The organism is Natronomonas marina (assembly GCF_024298905.1).
Lineage (GTDB): Archaea > Halobacteriota > Halobacteria > Halobacteriales > Haloarculaceae > Natronomonas > Natronomonas marina.
The window spans coordinates 3,296,531-3,315,163 of record NZ_CP101154.1 but is presented as its reverse complement, the minus strand read 5'-3'; the positions used below and the strand labels follow the sequence as shown (position 1 = coordinate 3,315,163).

Sequence of the window (18,633 nt, the reverse complement as noted above, 5' to 3'; positions counted from 1 at the left end):
ATGTTATTCGGGGTCTGTGAACCGTTCGGTCGTACTGGTAGTCCTGCCACTACCATATAGTGCCACCGGGTACGGCGTTCGCCACGACCCGGCCCGCTGGTACAGGACGATACAGCAGTTCCGAGCGTAGCACTCCCCGACGACCCAGGTGGCTAGTGACGCCTACACCTTCGACACCCGCCGAGTAAGGCTCTGTGTAATAGAACCGCCGGGCGGCCCAGTACTGCAATCGGTCACGGCGAAGGGTGATGGAAACTGAAAGCCGTCGAGACGCCGGCCCCCGTGGATGGGCCGGTCGCCCTCGGTGGGAGTGCCCAGCTATTCGGAAACGGCCCTCCGATTCGGAAACACCGAACACGTCCGGGCGACCGACCTCACCCCCACCTCTTGATTCCGGTTGAAGAAGCATCTCCATCGACAGGACGGTATAAAATCCCCTCCTGCAGAACGGACCGGCGACATCGAGCGACCGACCCCCGGAACGTTCGCTCGACCGATCCCGGAATTCGGATACGAGAGATCGTGGAAACGAACCCCAAACACCTGGGGTCGCCCATCCGTCGTGGATCTTTGATTCCCCTCCGGTGGTTGTGAGTGGCTCCCCCCGAATAGTAGACGCAGTGCTGGTTTGATTTGTCGATACTGCCCGACACGTTCTGCCGTTCAGTGCGTAGGGGCGTTCACTCCTCGGAAACGAACGGTACGAGATTAACTCCGACACCGTATCCAAATAACAAATATAATGTTGTTATATCCGTGTGTCGCGTCCTATCATATTCTTCTCGAATCACAGGTTTGTTCGGCATCATTGAATCGATAGCTCCGCGTAACGGTATCCTCGGCGTTCCGTCTCGTCACACATCACCCCGGTTGGACCGCTACGACGGACTGCCGGGTGTCGATATTGACGAGCTGCCGCTTTCACGACCCACCGGAAAATATCTAAGGGGCTACAGCTAACTGTTACCGCTTGTGTACGCATGCAGTATTGGCTGTTAATCTCTTATAATATTGATAGGGGATACTATACGGCGAATCGTACTCGTGCCGCCGGTTCGAGGATGGCCGTCGTCACTCCTCATCGTGCCCGACCGCCCGAGATCGGGGCCGAACAGCGGCCCGGCGAGACAAAAGAGTCGTGGCTGCGGAGGACGCCATCGACCACCTCGGGGAGAGCGAACGGGCGGTGACGGCCCTCGTCTTCGCCTTCGTGGGTTCTCTCGCTCACGAGGTCTACGAGACGGTCCCGTTCGTGTTACTCGACTCCGGCGAGGCTATCGACGACGAAATCGAGCCGGCGGTGGCGCCCGTGAACGGGGAGCGACCGTCGAAGACAGGGGTGGTGCGAACGGCGCCGAGATTGGCCCCGCCGTCGGTCAGCAGCGACTGTAGTCGGTGGAGGTGTTGATACCGAGGTCGTCGGAGGTGGGTTCCCGTCCGTCCGTCGGCACCGCCACGGTCCCGGTCCCGAGGGTGTCGACCTCGTCGCAGGGGGCCGTGTAGTCGGCTTCCGCAGAGAGCGACAGCGACCCACTCTCGTCGTCGTCGACGGTCACCTCGATGGGCACGGCGAAGTTGACGTAGGAGGCCCTACCGTTCCACTCGAACTGGTACTTGTCACGGGTCGCGTTGTCCTTTTGCTGGACGAGTTCCTGTCCGCTCTCTTGATTGATGAGGTCGTAGACGAGTGGAACCCCACCCACGGCCTGGCCTGCAACCGTGTACGCTAGCGTGGGGCCACTTCCGATGACTCCACCAGCAACCGCGCACACACCGGCAGCCCACAGGGGAAACGTGTCGGGATCGTAGTCGCCCTTGTCGAACTCGTCTTGGAGGTCGCAGATGTCCTGGCTGGTATCCCCCCAGTTGTCCCGAATCGCCTGCGTTACCTCGCCACCCTCCAGCAGTCCGGCGTGGATGGCGTCCCTGTAGGCGTCGACCTGCGTGGCCGGCTCGGTCTTGCCGAGGATGCTCACGTCGATCGTCAGATCCTGAATCCGGTTCCGACCCACGATGTCGCCTTCGTTCCGGTAGTCGCTGTTGCAGAACGTGTCGTAGTCGGCGTACTCGTAGTAGAGTGCGGACCCCGAGAGGGCGAACTTGTAGACGGTGTCGTCGCCACCTTCCCTCCCGAGATAGGAGATTCCGAACCGGGAATCCGATATCGATGCGGTCTGGAGGGACTCGTTGTTGTTCCCGCAGTCGGTGAAACAGTCGTTGTCCGTCTTGTAGATGATCGAGTCGAGGTCGCTCTGGCCGCAGGACGCGTCCGGATCGACGTTGGTACACGGCGAGGCCGCGGTCGCGGGCGCGGTACCTAGGATCGCCGCTCCCCCGCTGACGGCAGCAGTCTTCTTCAGGACGCTCCGACGGCTGATGCTGTCGACAATGTCGCTACTCGGAGTTCCGTGTCGGTCTTTTTCTCTCGACATAGTAGGCATAATATTACTTTCTATATATGTTCTTTTTGCTTTAACGCGCAAAATAAATACAGTGATAGACTCTTACAGTTCGTCGCGGTCGAGTGGCAGGACGGTCCATCCGCCGCGTGTCCCGGGTCGGACTGGACCCGACAGCCGCGGTCGTCGCCTCCAGTTCAACCGCCGCCTTCGCCGGGCGGCCACCCGGGCGAGCGCTCGTCCATCGTGCCGTCGGTGTCGCCGACGCCTCTCGGGCCGGACGGGACGACGACCACTACCACCGTCTCGGTACTGACGGTGATTTTGGGCCCCCGACCGAGTTCGAGACGCCGGCCGTCGTGGGAGAGACGTGCCGTCCGTCCCTCCCGCACGTAGGCGGTCGATGCCCGGCTGTCGCCGCGGTTCGCCCGGACGACGAACCGCTCGTAGGTACCCTCGACCTCGACGTACCAGACGTTGCCGGTGGCGTACCAGTAGCCGGGGACGAGCGGCATCCCGGCCGGTAGCGAGCCCATCTTCTTGCCGAGCTTCTGCCGTCGCTTCTTCTCCATGGCGTCCTCGAGTCGCTTTTCTGCCTTCGCCTGCAGTTCGCGTCGGAACTCCCGCTTCACCGTTTCGACTGCCTCGTTGGTCGACGAACGGGAGGGGCGGGCGGCGTCGTCCCGCAGGGCGTCCGCGAGGGTGACCCGGAGGCGAACCCGGAGCCGGTCGCGGTCGACGCCGTTACCACCGGCCGAAGATGCGGCCCGTTCGGCCGTCGAACCGTTGGCGAGCGCCTTCGCCGCCTCGGCCGTCGAGGCGTTCGTCGTCACGGCGCCCCGGGCCTCGGAAGCGGGGACGCCTTCGGCGGTCATCGCCGCGACCAACTCGTCACGAACGTAGCGACTCGCGGCCGTCACCTCGGACCGCAGCGAGTCGTATCCCTCGTCGGTACCGTTCATGGCGTCCAACGCCTGGGCGGCGGTCGAAAGCGAGACGCTGTCGTCGCCGATTATCGGGAGCCGCCCGAGTATCCCTTCGACGACCTGCCCGTGCGGAGAGGTGAAGACGTTCAGGTTCCGCGTCGCAAGCGGGTGGACCGTCCCGTTCTCACCGGCGTGGATCCGTTCCCGGCTGACCGGCCCGGTCGGGAGGTAGGACGGGCCGGTCTCGACGGCGAGAGACAGGTTCCCGACCGGATCCTCGTAGGTCCTGGTCGGCGGCCGGACTGCCCGACGGTGAGCGGCGAGGGCGCCGTCGAGTCGACTCGGGTCGAGGTGTTCGGTAATCTCGTCTTTCAGGCCGTCGTTGACCGTCCCGTGGTGCTCCGAGCGGGTCCGGAGGTCGCGTTCGAGCGCGGCCAGGTACGCCTCGCGCGCCGCGACCCGGGTCCGCTCGGCGACCGACCGGTCGGCTCGGCCGCGCAGCCGGCCGTGTCGCGCCGAGAGGTTCTCCGAGAGCCGTCGGGCCGGGTTGACCCGACCCGTGGCGAGGTCGGTCCCCGGCACGGTGGTCGAGACGTTCCGGGTCCGGTCCCGGAGGGTCCGCACGTCGGCGAGGACGGTCTCCCGGTCGACGGTGGAATCGGCGGTCGCGTTCGCCCTCGTCGGGCCGGTGTCGCCGTCGACCGCGGCCCTGGCGACGGCCTCGAACCCACCGGCCTCGTCGATGGCTGCGGCGACGGCCCGGTCGGTCGCCGAAGCCAGCGGGCCGTCGAGCGATCCTGGCGGCGCGCCCGGTACCGGTGCGGTACGGGCCTGGACCGCGATTCGGACGCGGTACTCCCGCTCGACGACGGTGCTGGTCGTCTTCCGCCGGCTTCCGCGTCGCCAGGTCCGAGACCGAACCCGCGTCTCGTGGACTCGAAACGCCGCGCCGTCCCGTGTCTCCCAGCCGTCCGCACTCGGCGGCGTCCCGTCGATCCGCTCCAGGCTGACCGAGTCGTCGGTGTGTTCCTCGACCAGATTCCACGACCCGGAGACGGAGCCGGTCCGTTCCCGGTCGACGACGCGGCCCGAGGCCTCGGCCCGGACGCGGGCCTGGACCGTGTGGGCCCGCTCTATGGCCTTCCGGAGGGCGTCGTCGCCCTCGATACCGACGGTCTCCGCGAACGCACGGTCCGCGGAGCCGTTGACCCCGACGGTCACCGAGGTGTCGTCGGGTGGCTCCTCGTCGGTCCCGACCGGCGGAGACCGCGAGGAGTCCGACCCGTGTGTCTCCGCCGCGGTGAGGACGGCGTCGCTCCAGCGACCGTCGACGCCGGTCGCAGCCAGGAGGTCACGGCCCCCGATCTGGCGGCCGGCGGCGACGACGCCGCGGTCGCCCCCGGGGTCCGAGGCGCCGAAGACTGCTCGTTGTTCGGTCAATAGCGCGTCGTTGGTCGCCAACTCGACGTGTCTCGTCCCGACGACGTTCGCTATCGGTGCGCCACTGTACTGGGCGTAGCCCCTGGCCCAGGCGATGGGATACAGCCGGGCCGTGAGACGCCGTCCGAGGCCCGGGCGGGTGACGGGCGCGTTCACCCGGCGCTCGTACCGCTCGGTCCTGTCGTGCAGGAACAGCGCCGGGTTCGGGACGACGAAGGTCGGCGACAGTTCCTCGGTGGCGACTCGGCGGTCCCGGTGGGTACCCGCTATCCGGACATCCCGTATCTCGACCCGCAACGCGGTACCGTTCTCGCCGGCCCGCTCCACCCGGACGCGCTCTATCGCTTCGCGGTACCCGGCGGTCGTCGGTTCGACGGGCGGCAACGACGCGTTTGCGACGACGCCACCGCGACGGACCCGGACCGATTCGAGGCGCTCGCGCGCCAGCAGGTAGATTCGGAGGCGCAATGCGTCGCGGAACGGCCGGTCGGCGTCGAGCGCTCGGCCGGCGGTCGTGTTCGCCGGTTCGGTGACCGGCCGAGCGGCGGTCTCGGTCGCCGCCTCGTCCGCGACAACGCGGAGCGTCGTCACCGTCTCCGCCTCGGCGCCGGCCATGGCCCGGTCGACCGTCGGCGTCGATGCCGGGTCGTTCGTCACGACCGTCGCCGCGAGCGTCGTGCTCGACACCAGGACGAGCACGCCGACGAGCGCGAACGGCACGCGGGCACGGTCGTTCACGGATCCCACCGCCTGACGACGACCGTGACCTCGCCGGCCGATGTCTCCGCGGCGGCCGCATCCGCCGTGGCGTACCGACCCCGTAGCTCCGTCTCGAAGCGGTCGGCGAGAGCGGCGGTCAGCGTCTCGTTTGCGGCCGCGACGTCGACGTCAGCCTCGACGGAGTCGAGGGGGGCGTCGAGCGCATCGCCCACGGTCCGATACCGGTCGACGGTCCGGGGAGCGGTCCGGGGGTCGGCCAGCGCCGCCCGGGTCCGCGTCGACGGGAAGAGCCACTCGACGACAGCCTCGGCGAGCGCCCCACCGAGGGTACGGAACGTCGTCGAATCGTCGACCGGCGCCCGGTCGATACCGCTCTCGACGGTCATCACCGTCGCGGCGACGTCGGCGCTCGCGGGGGGTTTCGGTCCGGCCGTCACGCGCCCGTCAACGGTGGCGTTCGGGTACGGTTCCCAGGTCGCCGTGACGTAGACCCGGTCGCCGGTCGCCTCCCCGGTCGCCTCGACGACTGCGGCCGGGTACGAACTCCCCACGAGTCGCTGTCCGTCGACCGTCGCGGCGTGCACGGCGGCGCTCCCCAGGTGGGCAGCGAGCGTCGTGTGGCGCGTGCTGTTCCCGCCCGGGACGCCCGTCGTCGCCGTCGCGACGGTTCGTGCGGCGGCGTCGGCGTCGGGGGCCTCCGGCGTCGGCGTCGGGGGCGCCGCCGCAAGCGTGGCGAGAGCGGTCCCGACGAGCAGCAGACAGACCGCGACGTCCAGAACGGTGCTCACGCCGCGGGCCACACGCACACCTCCAGGAGACCGGGGATGACGCGAGCGGGCGCCACGCGGACGGCGACCCGGCGGTCGACGCACTCCGGGTCCGGTGCCCGCGGACGACCCTCCGTCCACGTCCCCTCGTCGGTTCGCAGCGAGGCGTTCAGGCGATACCCACGGGGGCTCGCCGCGTCGGTGTGCTCCGCCAGCGGCGGGACCACTGCGCCGAAGGTAGTGGTCTCGGCCACGAGACGGTCGGCCGCGTGCGGTGCCATCTCCCGGTCGGTCACCAGTTCGGCCGCCGTCGCGTCGAAGGCGCCCGCGTACAGCGACAGGCCGACGCCGAGCGCGAACACCGCCGCCAGCGCTGCGATGGGTTCCGTCTGTGCCCTACCCCACGAGGACGACATCGGTCCCCTCCCAGGTGACGCGCCGGACGACGAGGCGGTCGGTGTCGGTCCACTGCGGTCGGTCTCGCCGCGCCGCCGACGCCGCGCGCTCGAACGCTTTCGGCGACGCGAAGACGCGCTCCGGGGGCGTCCCGAGGAGGACGGCCTCGAGTCGCTCGTCGGCGGTGGCTGGCGTCACCGGCCCGTACCCGAACCGTGCGTGTGCGGTGCCACCCGGCCCCCGGAGGGACAGCGAATCCGCGCCGACCCGGACTGCTTCGGCGTTCGGCAGGGGCCGTTCGTCGATGGTAGCGTGCTCGCTGACGGCGACGGCGTCGACCGTCTCGGCGGCGCCCGTCGCGTCCGGCGGCGGTGCGGCGGGTATCGCGGTCACGACGCCCGCGGCCGTGGCGCTGACGGCCGCGAGACCGAGCCAGACGTACCACGCGTCGAGCGGAGCCTCGAACATGGGGGGGCCTGGTCCCGTTCTCCATTATAAACCTCCGGCCACGGTGGCGGTGGCGCGGAAGGCGACGACGTAGGTCACGGTGGCGGCCACGAGCGCCGCCCCGGCGCGGTAGCCGACGGTCGCGCGGTCGAGACCGCGAGACAACCCCGTCGAGAGAGCCGTCAGAATCACGGCGAGCAGGAGGACGTAGGCGCCGACGGCCAGGCCGAGACCGGCCGTCTCCGGGGCGCCGCCCTCGAGAGCCGCGGTGGTGCCAACGCTGTCGGCGAGGGCGACCGTCGCGCCGCCGACGAGCGGCCCGAAGAATGCCGCCGTGTTCCCGAGCGTCGACGTGACGCGGGCCAGGTCGCGGCGGGCGTCCCGCTCGACGCGGCGGAGGTCGTCGAGGTGGTCGGCCGTCTCGACGAGTGCCCGGCCAGCGGGCGGCCCCTCTCGCGTCGCCGCTCCGAGCAGGCGGGCGGCACCGCGGGCCCGCTGGCTCGGGACTGCCTCGAGGGCGCCGTACTCGCCGTCGAAGGCGGTCTCGACGCCGACGCGGAGCTGTGACTGTCGTCTCGCGGCGGCCCCGAAGACATCTCGGGCGACCCCGTCGAGTTCGTCGGCTGCGTCGGCGACGGCGCGCTCGACGGCGATGCCGTCCGCGACGCGTCGGCCGACGAGGTACAGCGCGTCCGGCAGCGCCTCGTCGAGGCGGTCGGCGCGCTCCCTGACCCGAACGACGGGTCGGTAGAGGGCGATAAGCGCCGTCCCCGTACCGAGACCGACGGTCGCAAGCGGCGCACTCCAGGGCGTCAGAACGCGACCGGCGAACACCCAGGCGGCGACGCCGACGGCGCCTCCGGCCGCGAGTGCGGGCCACCGCCGGGTCGGAACGTCGCGGTGGTCCCGACCGACGGCCGCCGGCGGGAAGGCGACGGGTCGGCCGGCGAGCAGCCAGGCGCTGGCACAAATCAAGACGACGGGCAAGGCCAGGTCGTACAGGACGACGACGGCCGGGAGCGTCGCCTCGAGGCCCGCCGCACCGGCCGCCGGCAGGACGCCGACGAGCGCCAGCGGCAGGAGGACGCCGAAGGCGTACAGCGCCGTCGCCGGGCCACGGATGGCGTCGGCGGCGTCGGACGCCCGGTCCCGGGTCCCGTCGAGGATCGCAGCCATCGCCCGGTCGAGCGCGCGGTCGCGTTCCTCGTCCGGAGCGCCGGCCGCGGCATCGACGAGCGTCAGCGACCGGTGGAGCGCCGGGAACGAGTCCCGCCAGGCGTCGGCGAAGCTCCCGAGTCCCGACCGTGGGGTCCCCCTCGCCCGGCGGACGTGCTCGGCGAGGCGGTCCCCGAGACGGCCCTCCGTCTCGGCGGCGAAGGCCGCCGCCCCCTCCGCGGTCGGCGCGACGCGGGTCTGTAGCACGGCACGGCTGACCAGTTCCGGCGCCGAACCCAGCGTCCGGCTCCGGCGGGCGTTCGCGGCGGCGATTGCCCCGCCACGGACGAGCGCGACGGTGCCGTAGGCGCCGCCGAGTGCGACCAACAGGAGCAGCGGCTGCCCGACGACGAGCGCCGCGACGAGGAGCAACGCTCCGACGAACAGCCCCGCCGCGTCCGCGGCCACCGCGTACTCGAGCGGTTCGCGGCCAAGGAACGGCGCCACCTCTCCGAGTTCCGACGGGGCCGTCTCGCGCGGCGAGCGCGAGGCGAGACGGCTCAGCAGCGACATGTCCCCGACAGTTCCTCGGCCGCTCGGTCGATTTCGCTCCGGACATCGGCCGCCGTCTCCGTCGGGTCCGCGAGCGCCGACAGCGTCCGGCAGTCCTCGAGGGCGAGCGACCCCTCGGTTGCGACCGTTGCGAAGCCGACGCCGTCGCCCGTGCGTCGCACCTCCTCGACGGCACGGAGCCGTCGCCGACGGCCACCCCCGTCGTCGTAGGCCTCCATCGTCACGACGAGGTCGGTGTCGGCGAAGGCCGTCTCGGGGACCCCGAGGTCGGTGACGACCCGTTCGCGGACGGACTCGCCGCCACCGCCGTGGATGGTCCCGAGCACCGCGCCGTCGGCGGCTCCGACCCGCATCGCCTCGTAGAGGACCTTCGCCTCCTCGCCGCGAACCTCGCCGACGACGATGGCGCCGTCGCCGAGCCTGAGTGCGGTCCGGAGCGCCTCGGTCGGCTCGATTGACGCCCCGTCCCCCGTGGCGACCCGGAGCGGCTGGACGTCCCGGCCCTCGGCCTGGAGTTCGCCGACGGGAAGCTCGGGCGTGTCCTCGATGAGGACCGTCCGGACGTCGACCGGGAGCTCCCACAGCAGCGCGCCGAGCAGCGTCGTCTTGCCGGCTCCGCGGGCGCCGGCGAGCAGCGTCGCGGCCCCTCGGCGGACCGCGACCGAAAGGAACGCGGCGGTTTCGGGCGCTAGCGTCCCGTTCTCGACGAGGTCGGAGACACGAAACGCCGACTCGTCGTGGGCACGGAACGTGAACCCAACGCCGTCGCTGACCGGCGCGGTGACGCCGGCGACGCGGACGCGCCGGTCGCCGGCGTCGGTCGTCGCTGCGAGCGTCGGGCTGGCCCGGGAGAACGCGCGACCGCTGGAGCGGCGGAACCGGGAGGCCAGCGCGTCGGCGCCCTCGGTCGTCAGCCGGACGTTCGTGCGGAGCGTCTCGCCGTCGTGGCGGACGCGAATCCGGTTCTCGTCGACGGGTGCCGAGAGGAACGCGTCCGTGACCGACGGGTCGGCGAAGCAGTCCTCGACGACGCCGAGCCCGAGCGTGTGTTTCTCCAGGGCGGCCACGAGCGTCTCGACTGGCTGGTCACCCTCGGCGACCGATCGGACGGCGCGTGCGGGGGCACGCTCGCCGCCCGTGACGGTGCCGCGAGCGAGCCGCTCGTAGGCCCGGGCCAGCGTCGCGGTCGCTTCGGCGTCCAGCCGGTGTTCGGCGGGCGTCAGGTGGTATGTGTCCAGGCCGTCGCCCTCGTACCGGCGGACGACGGCCCCGGTGTCGAGTTCGTAGCGGTCCCGGAGCGTCGCGGTCGGTGGCGGCTGCGTCGCCACTCGGGATCGGGCGATCGTCGGACCGACGCTCGGGCGGAGCACGGTGCCGTAGTCGGCCTCCAGAAAGGCCGCGAGACCGGTCTCGGCGGCCGCCCGGGCGAGCGTCTCGCCGCGACCGCTGGCGACGCGGGCCGCACCCAGCGGGTCCTCGCGGGCGCGTTCGGCTAGCGCCTCGTCGTGGAACGCGACGGCGTCGGCGAACCGGCCCGCGGCAACGAGCATCGCCGCGGCGTCGTCCTCGTAGGCCCGTTCGAACCCGGCGGCACGGGTGCAGACGGACTCGACGTCGCGCGCCTCGAGGGCCTCGACGACCGTCGCCCGACACGCCGCCGACTCGGCGAGACGGCCGTCGCCCGGGCAGTCGTCGCTGTCGACCCGCAGACAGTCTCCCTCGAAGCCGACCTCACACAGGCAGTCGTCTTCCGATGACAGCAGGCGTCCGAGCACGGGGCGTCTGGTCGCGGCTTCGCCCTTCAACCCTCGCCCGCTCGACGACGACGACCGGCCCGCCGGCGTCGCGGACCAGCGAGAGCCGAAGCCGGGTGTCGTCGGCGAGCACGAGCGTTCCTTCTACCCGGAGGTCGGCGCTGGCCTCGACGGTCCGGTTGTCGCCAGTCGCCGGCGCCCAGACTAGCCGGTCGTCGCCGACGACGATTCGCCCGCCGTCGGTGACCGTCGGGGTCGGCGGCGCGACGACGACGACGGTCTCGGCGGGCGGCCGCGAGGGAACGACGGGGTCGTTGTCGGCGACGAGACGGTCGGCGGCCCGGGTGAGTTCCTGGAGTTCGGTCGTCGCCAGCGCGGCGTTGCGGTCCCGTTCGACCCGCTCGGCGACCGGGAGGCTCGCCCCGAGCAGCGCGGCCGCCAGCGCGACGGCCAGCACGACCCGAATCACGCCGACTCACCCCCACCGGAGGATGCCGTCGGTGTCGTCGTCGTCCTTCGGTGCCGCGGCGTCGTCGTCACGCGTCGCCGCGTCGTCTCGCCGCGCCGCCCCCCCGTCCCGCGGCGGCGTCCCGTCGTCTCGCGGTGATGTCCCCCTGTCCCCGGGACCGACGGTGCGCTCGACGGCCTCGGCCTTCCGGAGCGCACGGTCGGCGCGGCGCTCGACGTCCTCGTTGATGGCGCGAATCTCGCCGACGTAGCCGCGAATCGCCTGGACGGCCGCCTCGAGTTCGGCCACGCGGTCTTCGAGGTCGTCGAGGCGGTCGGTCCGTTCGAGTGGTTCCTCGGCCGACAGCGCGCGCTCGACGGCCTCGAGTCGGCGCTCGACGGAGTCGCGGTCGGGGTTGCTGGGGGACACGCACCGGGATGGTCCCGGCCTGGTATATAGGTCCTCGCGTCGACGGCCGCTCGTACCCGCGTCCGCCCATCGACGGGTACACAAGCGCGGAACGCCCAGCGGTGCGTATGAGCGACCTCACCGTCGAGCCGGTCGAATCCGTCGAGGACGCCGAGGTGCCGGCGGGCGTCGACGCTCCGGAGTACGTCCTCTACGGCGGGAAGGGCGGCGTCGGCAAGACGACGTGTGCGGCGGCGACGGCGCTGGCCAGCGCCCGCGACGGCACCACGACGCTGGTGCTCTCGACGGACCCGGCCCACTCGCTGTCGGACACCCTGGAGACGGAGATACCGGCCGAACCGAGCCGAATCCGCGAGGACGTCCCGCTGTGGGCCGCCGAAATCGACCCCGAGGCGGCCACCGGCGGGCCGTTCGCCGCGGAGGAGGGCGGGCCGGCCGGGGCCGATGCCGGCGGTGCTGACGGCGCCGGCGGGTCGGGCGGTACTGGCGGCCCGGGCGACGCCGCCGGCATGGGAATGGGCGGGATGGGCGAGTTGCTCGGCGGCGGCGACCACCCGCTCGCTGGCGGCGCGATGCCCGGCGCCGACGAGGCGGCGGCCGTCCAGTTGCTGCTGGAGTACCTCGACGACCCACGCTTCGACCGGGTGGTCGTCGACACGGCGCCGACCGGCCACACGCTGCGGTTGCTGGAGTTGCCGGACGTGATGGACTCGATGGTGGGCCGCATGCTCGCCTTCCGCGAGAAACTCTCCGGGATGGCCGGCAGCCTCGCCGGTCTCTTCGGGGGCGGCGACGACGACGTCGAGGAGGGTGTCGACGACCTGCGCGAACTGTCGACGAAGATAGAGCGGTTGCGGGACGCCCTGCAGGACCCGACCCGGACCGACTTCCGGGTCGTGATGGTGCCCGAGGAGATGAGCGTCGTCGAGAGTGAGCGCCTCCTCGACCGTCTCGAGGAGTTCTCGATTCCGGTCGACACGCTGGTGGTCAACCGCGTCAGCGAGGACCTCGCGGACGTCGCGGGCTTCGACGAGGCGTGGTTCGTCGCGCCGGACACCGAACACTGCGAGTTCTGCCGGCGGCGCTGGGAGGTCCAGCGGACCGCGCTGGCGCGGGCCCAGGACCTCTTCCGGGGCCGCGACGTCAAGCGCGTTCCGCTGTTCGCCGAACCGGTCCACGGGGAGGCGATGCTGGGCGTCGTCGCGGCCTGTCTCGACTAGGAGACCACGTGTCAGGCGGCGCGCGCAAGGCCGATGCCGAGCATGAGGATGAGGACCCCGATGACGCTCTGCATGACGGCGTTGACGGTGTCGCCCCGGTGGAGGTTGTAGGCCGCCACGCCGACGAACAGCAGGGCGACGACCAGATGGAACCCGACGATGGCGAGGGTTCGGGGCCTCACGACCGTAGCCCCGTCCCCCGGGGTCAAAACGGTTTGCCTGTTAGGCGTCCGAAACGACGAGGACGCGGAGGTCGTTGACGTTCGTGCCCGTCGCGCCCGACCGCAAGAGTGCGTCGCGGTCGTCGAGGAACCGGTAGCTGTCGTTGTCGGCCAGCGCCGCCCGCGCGGCCGCGGCGTCGTCGATACGGTCGACCAGCGCGCCGGCGGCGTCGGTACCGCCGTCGCTGCCGTCCGTGTCGACCGCGGCCAGCACCGCCGACGGCGGGAGGTCGAGACCGCCGGCGACGGCGAACTCAAGGTTCGGGCCGCCGACGCCGTCGCCCTCGACGGAGACCGTCGTCTCGCCGCCCGAAAGCAGCACTGCCGGCGGTTCGACCGGCGAACCCGTCTCGGCGACCTCGGCCGCGACGGCGGCGTGGAACCGCCCCACTTCGCGGGCCTCTCCCTCGAATCGGGTCGAGAGACGACAGGGCTCGTAGCCCCGCTCGGCCGCCACCTCGCCCGCGGCCGCGAGGGCGTCGTGAGCCGACGCGAGGACGTGCGTGTCGACCGCGACGTCGGGCGCCGGCGTCGGGGCTGCGTCCTCGAGGAACGCCCGTACTGCGGCGGCCTCGACGCCGTAGCGGTCCAGCACGGCAAGGGCGGCCGCCGGGTCGCTCACCTGCGGCACAGTCGGCCCGCTGCCGACCACCGCGGGGTCGTCGCCGACCACGTCGCTGACGACGAGTCCGACGACGGTCGCCGGCCGGGCGGCCGCCGCGAGGCCGCCACCCTTGACCTCCGAACAGGCCCGCCGGACGACGTTCAACGCGTCGACGGGCGCGCCGGCCGCGAGCAGGTCCCCGGTGACCGCGGCGATGTCGGCCGCCGAGAGGTCGCCCGCTGGCGCACAGAGGAGCGCGCTCGCGCCGCCGGTGACCGCCGCGAGGACGAGCGTCCCGTCGTCGGCCGCGCTCGCCCGCTTGAGGACGGCGGCGGCACCGGCGACGCTTCCCTCGCCGGGCGTCGGGTGCTCGCCGACCCGGACCGTCACCCCATCGGGGTCGGCGGTCCGTTCGTCCGTGACGACGACGCCGCTCGCCCGTCCGTCGAGTAACTCGGCGAGGCCCGCCGCGAGTTCGTCGGCACCCTTCCCGCCGCCGAGAACGAGCACGTCGTCGTAGGCCGCGAGGTCGTAGGCGGCGTCTCGGATCCGGAGCGTCCCGTCCTCGACCGAGCAGTGCCGGTCGACGGCCCGCCTCGGGCGGGCCGCCTCGATGCCGGCCGCCAGGCAGTCGACGGCGAGTTCGCCGGGGGGCGAGTCCGCGAGGGCGGCGCGGTCGACGAACACGCTACGTCGTGAACTTTCGGACCAGTCCGAAGACCTGGTCGCGGATGGGGTCCGGCAGGTAGCGGGCGTACAGCATCACCTGTGCGACCCGGCCGACGACGTAGCGGGGCTCGGGGTCCGGCGTGACCGACGCCTCGACGATGGCCTCGGCGACCTCGGCGGGGTGGACGGCGACGGGGCTGTCGGCGCCGAACAGCGAGGCGTCCTCCTGGAACTGGTAGAGGTCCTCGTAGGCCTCGGTCCGGCCGAGGCGACCGATTTCGTCGTCGACGCGCTCGCGGAAGCTCGTCTCGACGGGACCGGGCTGGACGACGCTGACGTCGACGCCGAACGGCTCGACCTCCAGGCGGAGCGCGTCGCTGTACCCCTCGATGGCGTGCTTCGAGGCCGAGTAGGCGCCCATCCCCGGCGCCGCCAGCCGCCCGGCGACCGAGGAGACGTTGACGATGGTCCCGTCCTCCCGTTCCCGCATGTGGGGCAGCACCGCCCGGACGAGCCGGTGGGGGCCGAAGACGTTGACGTCGAACTGCCGCTCGAAGAGGTCCTGCCGGACGTCCTCCAGCGGGCCGTGCTGGCCGTAGCCGGCGTTGTTGACCAGCGCGTCGATGCGGCCCTCCTCTTCGATGATGCGGTCGACGACGCGCTCGACGTCGTCGGGGTCGGTCACGTCCAGCGTCCCGATGTCGCAGCCGGCCTCGCCGAGTTGCTGGATGTCGGCGGGGTTGCGGGCCGTCGCGTAGACGCGCCACTCCTCGTCGAGGAAGGCGTACGCCGTCGCCCGGCCGATGCCGGACGAACAGCCGGTAATCAGCACCGTCCGATTGCTCATACGCTCCCGGTCGCGGGGCCGACAGTTAGGGGTATCGACCTGTCCGTTCGGGCGGGCGACAGCGAGGCGAACGCACGCCATTGCCGTGTGGCGGCGTCGAGCTACAAGTCCCGGTCGTAGATGTTCCGCCGGTGCCCCAGCGTCAACACGTACACCGTGTCGTCGTCGCGGACCCAATCGGTTATCACCCGGTAGTCACCGACCCGGAGCTTGTACGCGTCTTCGCCGGGGAGTCGCGAGAGGTCTCGATTCGGGTCGATATCTCGGAGGGCGTCCTTGATGCGGTCTCGAACGTCGGGGTCGAGCCCCGAGAGACGTTCTCGTGCCCGTTCGGACAGGAGCTCCTCCGTCATTCGAGGTCTTCGAGCGCGACCGTCTCACCCGCGGCGATCTGGTCGCGACTCACGCGAACGTCCGCACGGGCCCAGTCGGCGAGCTGCTGGGAGTCGATCAGATGCCGGAGTGCGTCCCGGACCAGTTCGCTCTTGTTCAGGTAGTGGGGGTGTTCCTCCAGGTACGCCTGCAGGTCGTCGTCCATCTCGTCCGGGATCTTCACGTTGAGTGTGCTCATTGTGTTACAGAGGTAGTACGCTCGAATGATTAAGTCTTCTCCCGTCCGTGGGGCACTCACCGGGTGTCAGGGACCGGAAGTCCACACTACGTCGGCTACGGCGCCCCCGACTTGCCACTATCGTCCCGGTCGAATACCGCAACTGCGGCGGGTACGGGACGAACAGCGGAGCTTTTACCACCCGTGCGTAACGTCGTGCCGCATGGTTTCGGCAATGGGGGGCGACGGAACGTGAAACGGATTCGCGCCGCGACGGAGATACTGACGTACAAGTGGCACCCGGCAATCCTCTACACGGTCCACGAACTGGACGGCGCGGGGTACTCCGAACTCGAAGCTGCTATCGACGACATCTCGTCGAAGATGCTGTCGGACGGCCTGTCCGACCTCTGTGAGCGGGACATTCTGGCGACGGCCGAACCAGTCGAGGACAGCGGCAGGACGATATACGTGCTGACGGACAAGGGCCGCGGCCTCGTTCCGGCCATCGAGGTGCTGGACGCGTGGAACCAGCGGTACGAGACACCCCGGTCGTCGGTGCTGATACTCGAGGACGAACGGATGGTCGCGGACATGCTCGCGGACTACTTTTCCGGTCGCTACGACGCACAGTACGTCCGATACGGCGAGGACGCACTCGATGCGTACGGCGACGACATCGACATCGTCATCATCGACCGGAATCTCGAGCGGATGTCCGGCGACGAGGTGGCAGCCCGAATCAGGGACGAGGACGGGCAGGCGCTGCTCCTCTGTGTCAGCGGCGTCGAACCCGCCGACGACATATACGAACTGGCGTACGACGACTACATCTACAAACCGGCCGGTGAGGACCAGATGAGGGCCCGCATCGAATTGCTTCTCAACCGGGCGGAACTGGAGGGGCCGGTCCGGGAGTACCTGGCCCTGCGGTCGAAACAGGCCGCACTGCGAGACGCCTACGGGGAGGCTGCCACGAGGATGGGCGGCTACCGGGACTGTGCGGACCGAATCGAGGCCCTCGACCTCTCGACGGACCGGAGACGGACGCTCGATCCACTCCTGCCGCCGGGGGCGAGCGAGCCGCTTCTGTCCGACGACTGACGGGCGTTCTCTACCGACGGCGTACCGGCCCGGCGTCGACGCCGGTGATTTCGAACCGGGCGCCACCGTCGGCTCCATCGGTGACGCCAATCGTCCAGCCGTGGGCGTCGACGATGTGTCTCACGATAGAGAGCCCGTACCCGTTGCCGCCCCGGCCCCTGGTGTACCCGTGGTCGAATACCTCATCCCGTTCGGGTTCGGGAATCCCCTTTCCGTCGTCCTCGACGTAAAACCCTGCGCATTCACCGGAATCGGGGTCGCCATCGATGAGGCCGACTCGGACGGTCAGTGGCGAGTCGTTGTGCACGATTGCGTTCCGGAGAAGGTTCTCGAGGACCTGGAACAGCCGAACCGGGTCCGCGTCGACGGCCGCGTCGCCGACGTGACACTCCAGTTCCGCGCCGTCGGTTCGCACGCTTGCCCAGACACCCTTGAGGAGTGGCTCCAGGGAACACGTCTCGGTCTCCTCGATGTCCGCCTGACTATGGGCGAGCGTCAGCATATTGTCGATTACCGACTCCATCCGGTCCAGCGCGGCCTCTACGGACTCGGTGCGCTCGTCGGGATACTCTCGAGCGAGGCGGTCCGTCCGAACCATCGCCTCGTTCAACGGCGTCCGCAACTCGTGAGACACCGTCGACGTGAACTGGTCGAGTCGCCGGTTCGTCCGCTCCAGTTTCGTGACGTCCCTGAGAGCGACGATGTGGCCACTGACATTCCCGTCGGGAGTCCGGACCGACGTCCGCTTCACGTCGAAGTACCGGTCCGACCCCTCGATTTCGAGCGTGCCGTCCTCTGTGGACTCGTCGGGATAGAACGGCTGGATGGCCCCGGCATGTGGCCCGAAGAACTCGGTCGCGTCCATACCACGCCAGTCGGTCTCGACGTCGAACACCTGCCGTGCCGTCGGGTTCGTGTAGACGACTTCGTCGTCGTCGTCGACGAACACGAACGGATCGTCAAACCCGCGAATCAACTGGTGACGACTGACGGGAGGCAGTTCGAACAGCTGATACCTGAAGATGGCGACCGCGAAGGCGGCCGCAGTCACCCCGAATCCGACGTCGGTGATGTTCGGTGACGGGGGAAGGACCCTGAGGAACACCAGTACGTTCACCACCATTGGGGTACCGATGCCGATGGCGATGAGGGCCGACTGTTCCGTGCGGAGTTCGTCCGCCTTCGTGAGCACGTATCGCAGGATGATGCCCCCGCTGGCGAGCGTGACGGCGTAGGCGTACAACGCGTACAGCCTGAACGACAGGTTGAGTTTCCGGTCGTGGAGCACGAACTCCTCGAAGGTGACGCCCAGAACCGTGACTGGCCCCCGGGTCACCAGTCCGCGGGATTCGTACAGGAACTCGGGGCGAACGAGGAGCAGGGCGCTGAGTCCAACCAGAACGGCAGCGGACACGGTCACGGCCCACTTTATCCACCGCTGCCTTTCGGCAAACGCCAGCGCGAAGAACAGGAGCGAAAACAGGTAGACGGGAATCGCGATGGCGTTCGTGATGTTGTAAGCGATCAGTTTGAACTCCCGAGAGACAACCATCTCTATGACGAAGCTCATGAGTTCCCAGAAGGAGAGCGAGAACATCAACACCGCAAAGGCGAGCACCGGTAAGCGGCGGTCTTCCCGTAGATACCGGCGCGTCGCGTACAGCCCCAGCACGACCGTCATGCCGAACACGGCGGCGTGCATGGGCATGAACGGCGTTAACTGATAACCCATCCCTCTGAGACCCCCTGGCGTCGTGAATATAGAGCACTGGAGTAAAATAAACACCGAATACACGTCGGTCTGGACCAGGAAGCGTTGTCCGGTTCACGCCCGCGCCGAACGGCGTGATCCCCTCACGGAGTGACGGCCGACACCGCCCTGAACGTGACTCGATTTCCCGAATGTAAGCCGAAGCTTTCGTCTAATTTACTGCCGGACTTTTACCACTGTGGTTTGAATGTGG

Annotated in this window: 18 protein-coding genes; 3 read left to right on the top strand and 15 right to left on the bottom strand. The window is 69.9% G+C overall.

The window, feature by feature from the left end; genetic code table 11:
* Positions 1-1,138: 1,138 nt before the first annotated feature.
* Entirely contained in the window at positions 1,139-1,408 is a 270-nt protein-coding gene (locus NLF94_RS17260; protein WP_254841462.1) for a hypothetical protein, read from the top strand.
* Here the strand turns inward: NLF94_RS17260 and NLF94_RS17255 are convergent.
* The 9 genes from NLF94_RS17255 to NLF94_RS17215 form a co-directional block, all read right to left on the bottom strand.
* Positions 1,377-2,432 (bottom strand): hypothetical protein, encoded by a 1,056-nt coding sequence (locus tag NLF94_RS17255; RefSeq protein WP_254838878.1) that lies wholly within the window; start codon positions 2,430-2,432, stop codon positions 1,377-1,379. The two genes, NLF94_RS17260 and NLF94_RS17255, sit on opposite strands and share 32 nt — an antisense overlap.
* A gap of 164 nt (positions 2,433-2,596) precedes the next feature.
* Entirely contained in the window at positions 2,597-5,503 is a 2,907-nt protein-coding gene (locus tag NLF94_RS17250) for a DUF7286 family protein (protein ID WP_254838877.1), read from the bottom strand.
* Positions 5,500-6,285, bottom strand: coding sequence for a DUF7284 family protein (locus NLF94_RS17245; protein ID WP_254838876.1), 786 nt, complete (start codon positions 6,283-6,285; stop codon positions 5,500-5,502). Before NLF94_RS17245 ends, NLF94_RS17250 begins: the two co-directional genes overlap by 4 nt.
* Positions 6,270-6,668, bottom strand: coding sequence for a DUF7285 family protein (locus NLF94_RS17240; RefSeq protein ID WP_254838875.1), 399 nt, complete (start codon positions 6,666-6,668; stop codon positions 6,270-6,272). The genes NLF94_RS17245 and NLF94_RS17240 overlap by 16 nt, the downstream gene beginning before the upstream one ends.
* Positions 6,649-7,116, bottom strand: coding sequence for a DUF7283 family protein (locus NLF94_RS17235; protein WP_254838874.1), 468 nt, complete (start codon positions 7,114-7,116; stop codon positions 6,649-6,651). Before NLF94_RS17235 ends, NLF94_RS17240 begins: the two co-directional genes overlap by 20 nt.
* Positions 7,117-7,140: 24 nt before the next feature.
* Complete coding sequence (locus tag NLF94_RS17230; RefSeq protein WP_254838873.1) at positions 7,141-8,823, bottom strand: type II secretion system protein; 1,683 nt, start codon at positions 8,821-8,823, stop codon at positions 7,141-7,143.
* Positions 8,811-10,598 (bottom strand): ATPase, T2SS/T4P/T4SS family, encoded by a 1,788-nt coding sequence (locus tag NLF94_RS17225; RefSeq protein ID WP_254838871.1) that lies wholly within the window; start codon positions 10,596-10,598, stop codon positions 8,811-8,813. Before NLF94_RS17225 ends, NLF94_RS17230 begins: the two co-directional genes overlap by 13 nt.
* Entirely contained in the window at positions 10,555-11,046 is a 492-nt protein-coding gene (locus NLF94_RS17220; protein ID WP_254838870.1) for a DUF7311 family protein, read from the bottom strand. Before NLF94_RS17220 ends, NLF94_RS17225 begins: the two co-directional genes overlap by 44 nt.
* A 6-nt stretch (positions 11,047-11,052) precedes the next feature.
* On the bottom strand, positions 11,053-11,454 hold the full coding sequence (locus NLF94_RS17215; protein ID WP_254838868.1) for a biogenesis of lysosome-related organelles complex 1 subunit 2: 402 nt from the start codon (positions 11,452-11,454) through the stop codon (positions 11,053-11,055).
* 107 nt (positions 11,455-11,561) lie between these two features.
* Here NLF94_RS17215 and NLF94_RS17210 point away from each other — a divergent pair, with 107 nt between their 5' ends.
* Positions 11,562-12,674 carry an ArsA family ATPase gene (locus NLF94_RS17210; protein WP_254838866.1) on the top strand — a complete coding sequence of 371 codons (1,113 nt, stop codon included), beginning with the start codon at positions 11,562-11,564 and terminating at the stop codon, positions 12,672-12,674.
* An 11-nt stretch (positions 12,675-12,685) separates the two neighbouring features.
* Here NLF94_RS17210 and NLF94_RS17205 read toward each other — a convergent pair whose 3' ends face one another.
* The 5 genes from NLF94_RS17205 to NLF94_RS17185 form a co-directional block, all read right to left on the bottom strand.
* Entirely contained in the window at positions 12,686-12,856 is a 171-nt protein-coding gene (locus NLF94_RS17205) for a hypothetical protein (protein WP_254838865.1), read from the bottom strand.
* Between the two features lie 40 nt (positions 12,857-12,896).
* On the bottom strand, positions 12,897-14,186 hold the full coding sequence (locus NLF94_RS17200; protein ID WP_254838864.1) for a glycerate kinase type-2 family protein: 1,290 nt from the start codon (positions 14,184-14,186) through the stop codon (positions 12,897-12,899).
* A gap of 1 nt (position 14,187) precedes the next feature.
* Positions 14,188-15,015 carry an SDR family oxidoreductase gene (locus tag NLF94_RS17195; protein WP_254838863.1) on the bottom strand — a complete coding sequence of 276 codons (828 nt, stop codon included), beginning with the start codon at positions 15,013-15,015 and terminating at the stop codon, positions 14,188-14,190.
* A 101-nt stretch (positions 15,016-15,116) separates the two neighbouring features.
* Complete coding sequence (locus NLF94_RS17190; protein ID WP_254838861.1) at positions 15,117-15,368, bottom strand: type II toxin-antitoxin system RelE family toxin; 252 nt, start codon at positions 15,366-15,368, stop codon at positions 15,117-15,119.
* Positions 15,365-15,586, bottom strand: coding sequence for a ribbon-helix-helix domain-containing protein (locus NLF94_RS17185; RefSeq protein ID WP_254838860.1), 222 nt, complete (start codon positions 15,584-15,586; stop codon positions 15,365-15,367). Before NLF94_RS17185 ends, NLF94_RS17190 begins: the two co-directional genes overlap by 4 nt.
* 231 nt (positions 15,587-15,817) lie before the next feature.
* On the opposite strand from NLF94_RS17185, the gene NLF94_RS17180 reads away from it, so the two are divergent.
* Positions 15,818-16,669 (top strand): winged helix-turn-helix transcriptional regulator, encoded by an 852-nt coding sequence (locus NLF94_RS17180; protein WP_254838859.1) that lies wholly within the window; start codon positions 15,818-15,820, stop codon positions 16,667-16,669.
* Between the two features lie 10 nt (positions 16,670-16,679).
* Here NLF94_RS17180 and NLF94_RS17175 read toward each other — a convergent pair whose 3' ends face one another.
* A complete protein-coding gene (locus tag NLF94_RS17175; protein WP_254838858.1) occupies positions 16,680-18,401 on the bottom strand; it encodes a sensor histidine kinase in 1,722 nt (573 codons plus the stop codon).
* Between the last annotated feature and the right edge of the window lie 232 nt (positions 18,402-18,633).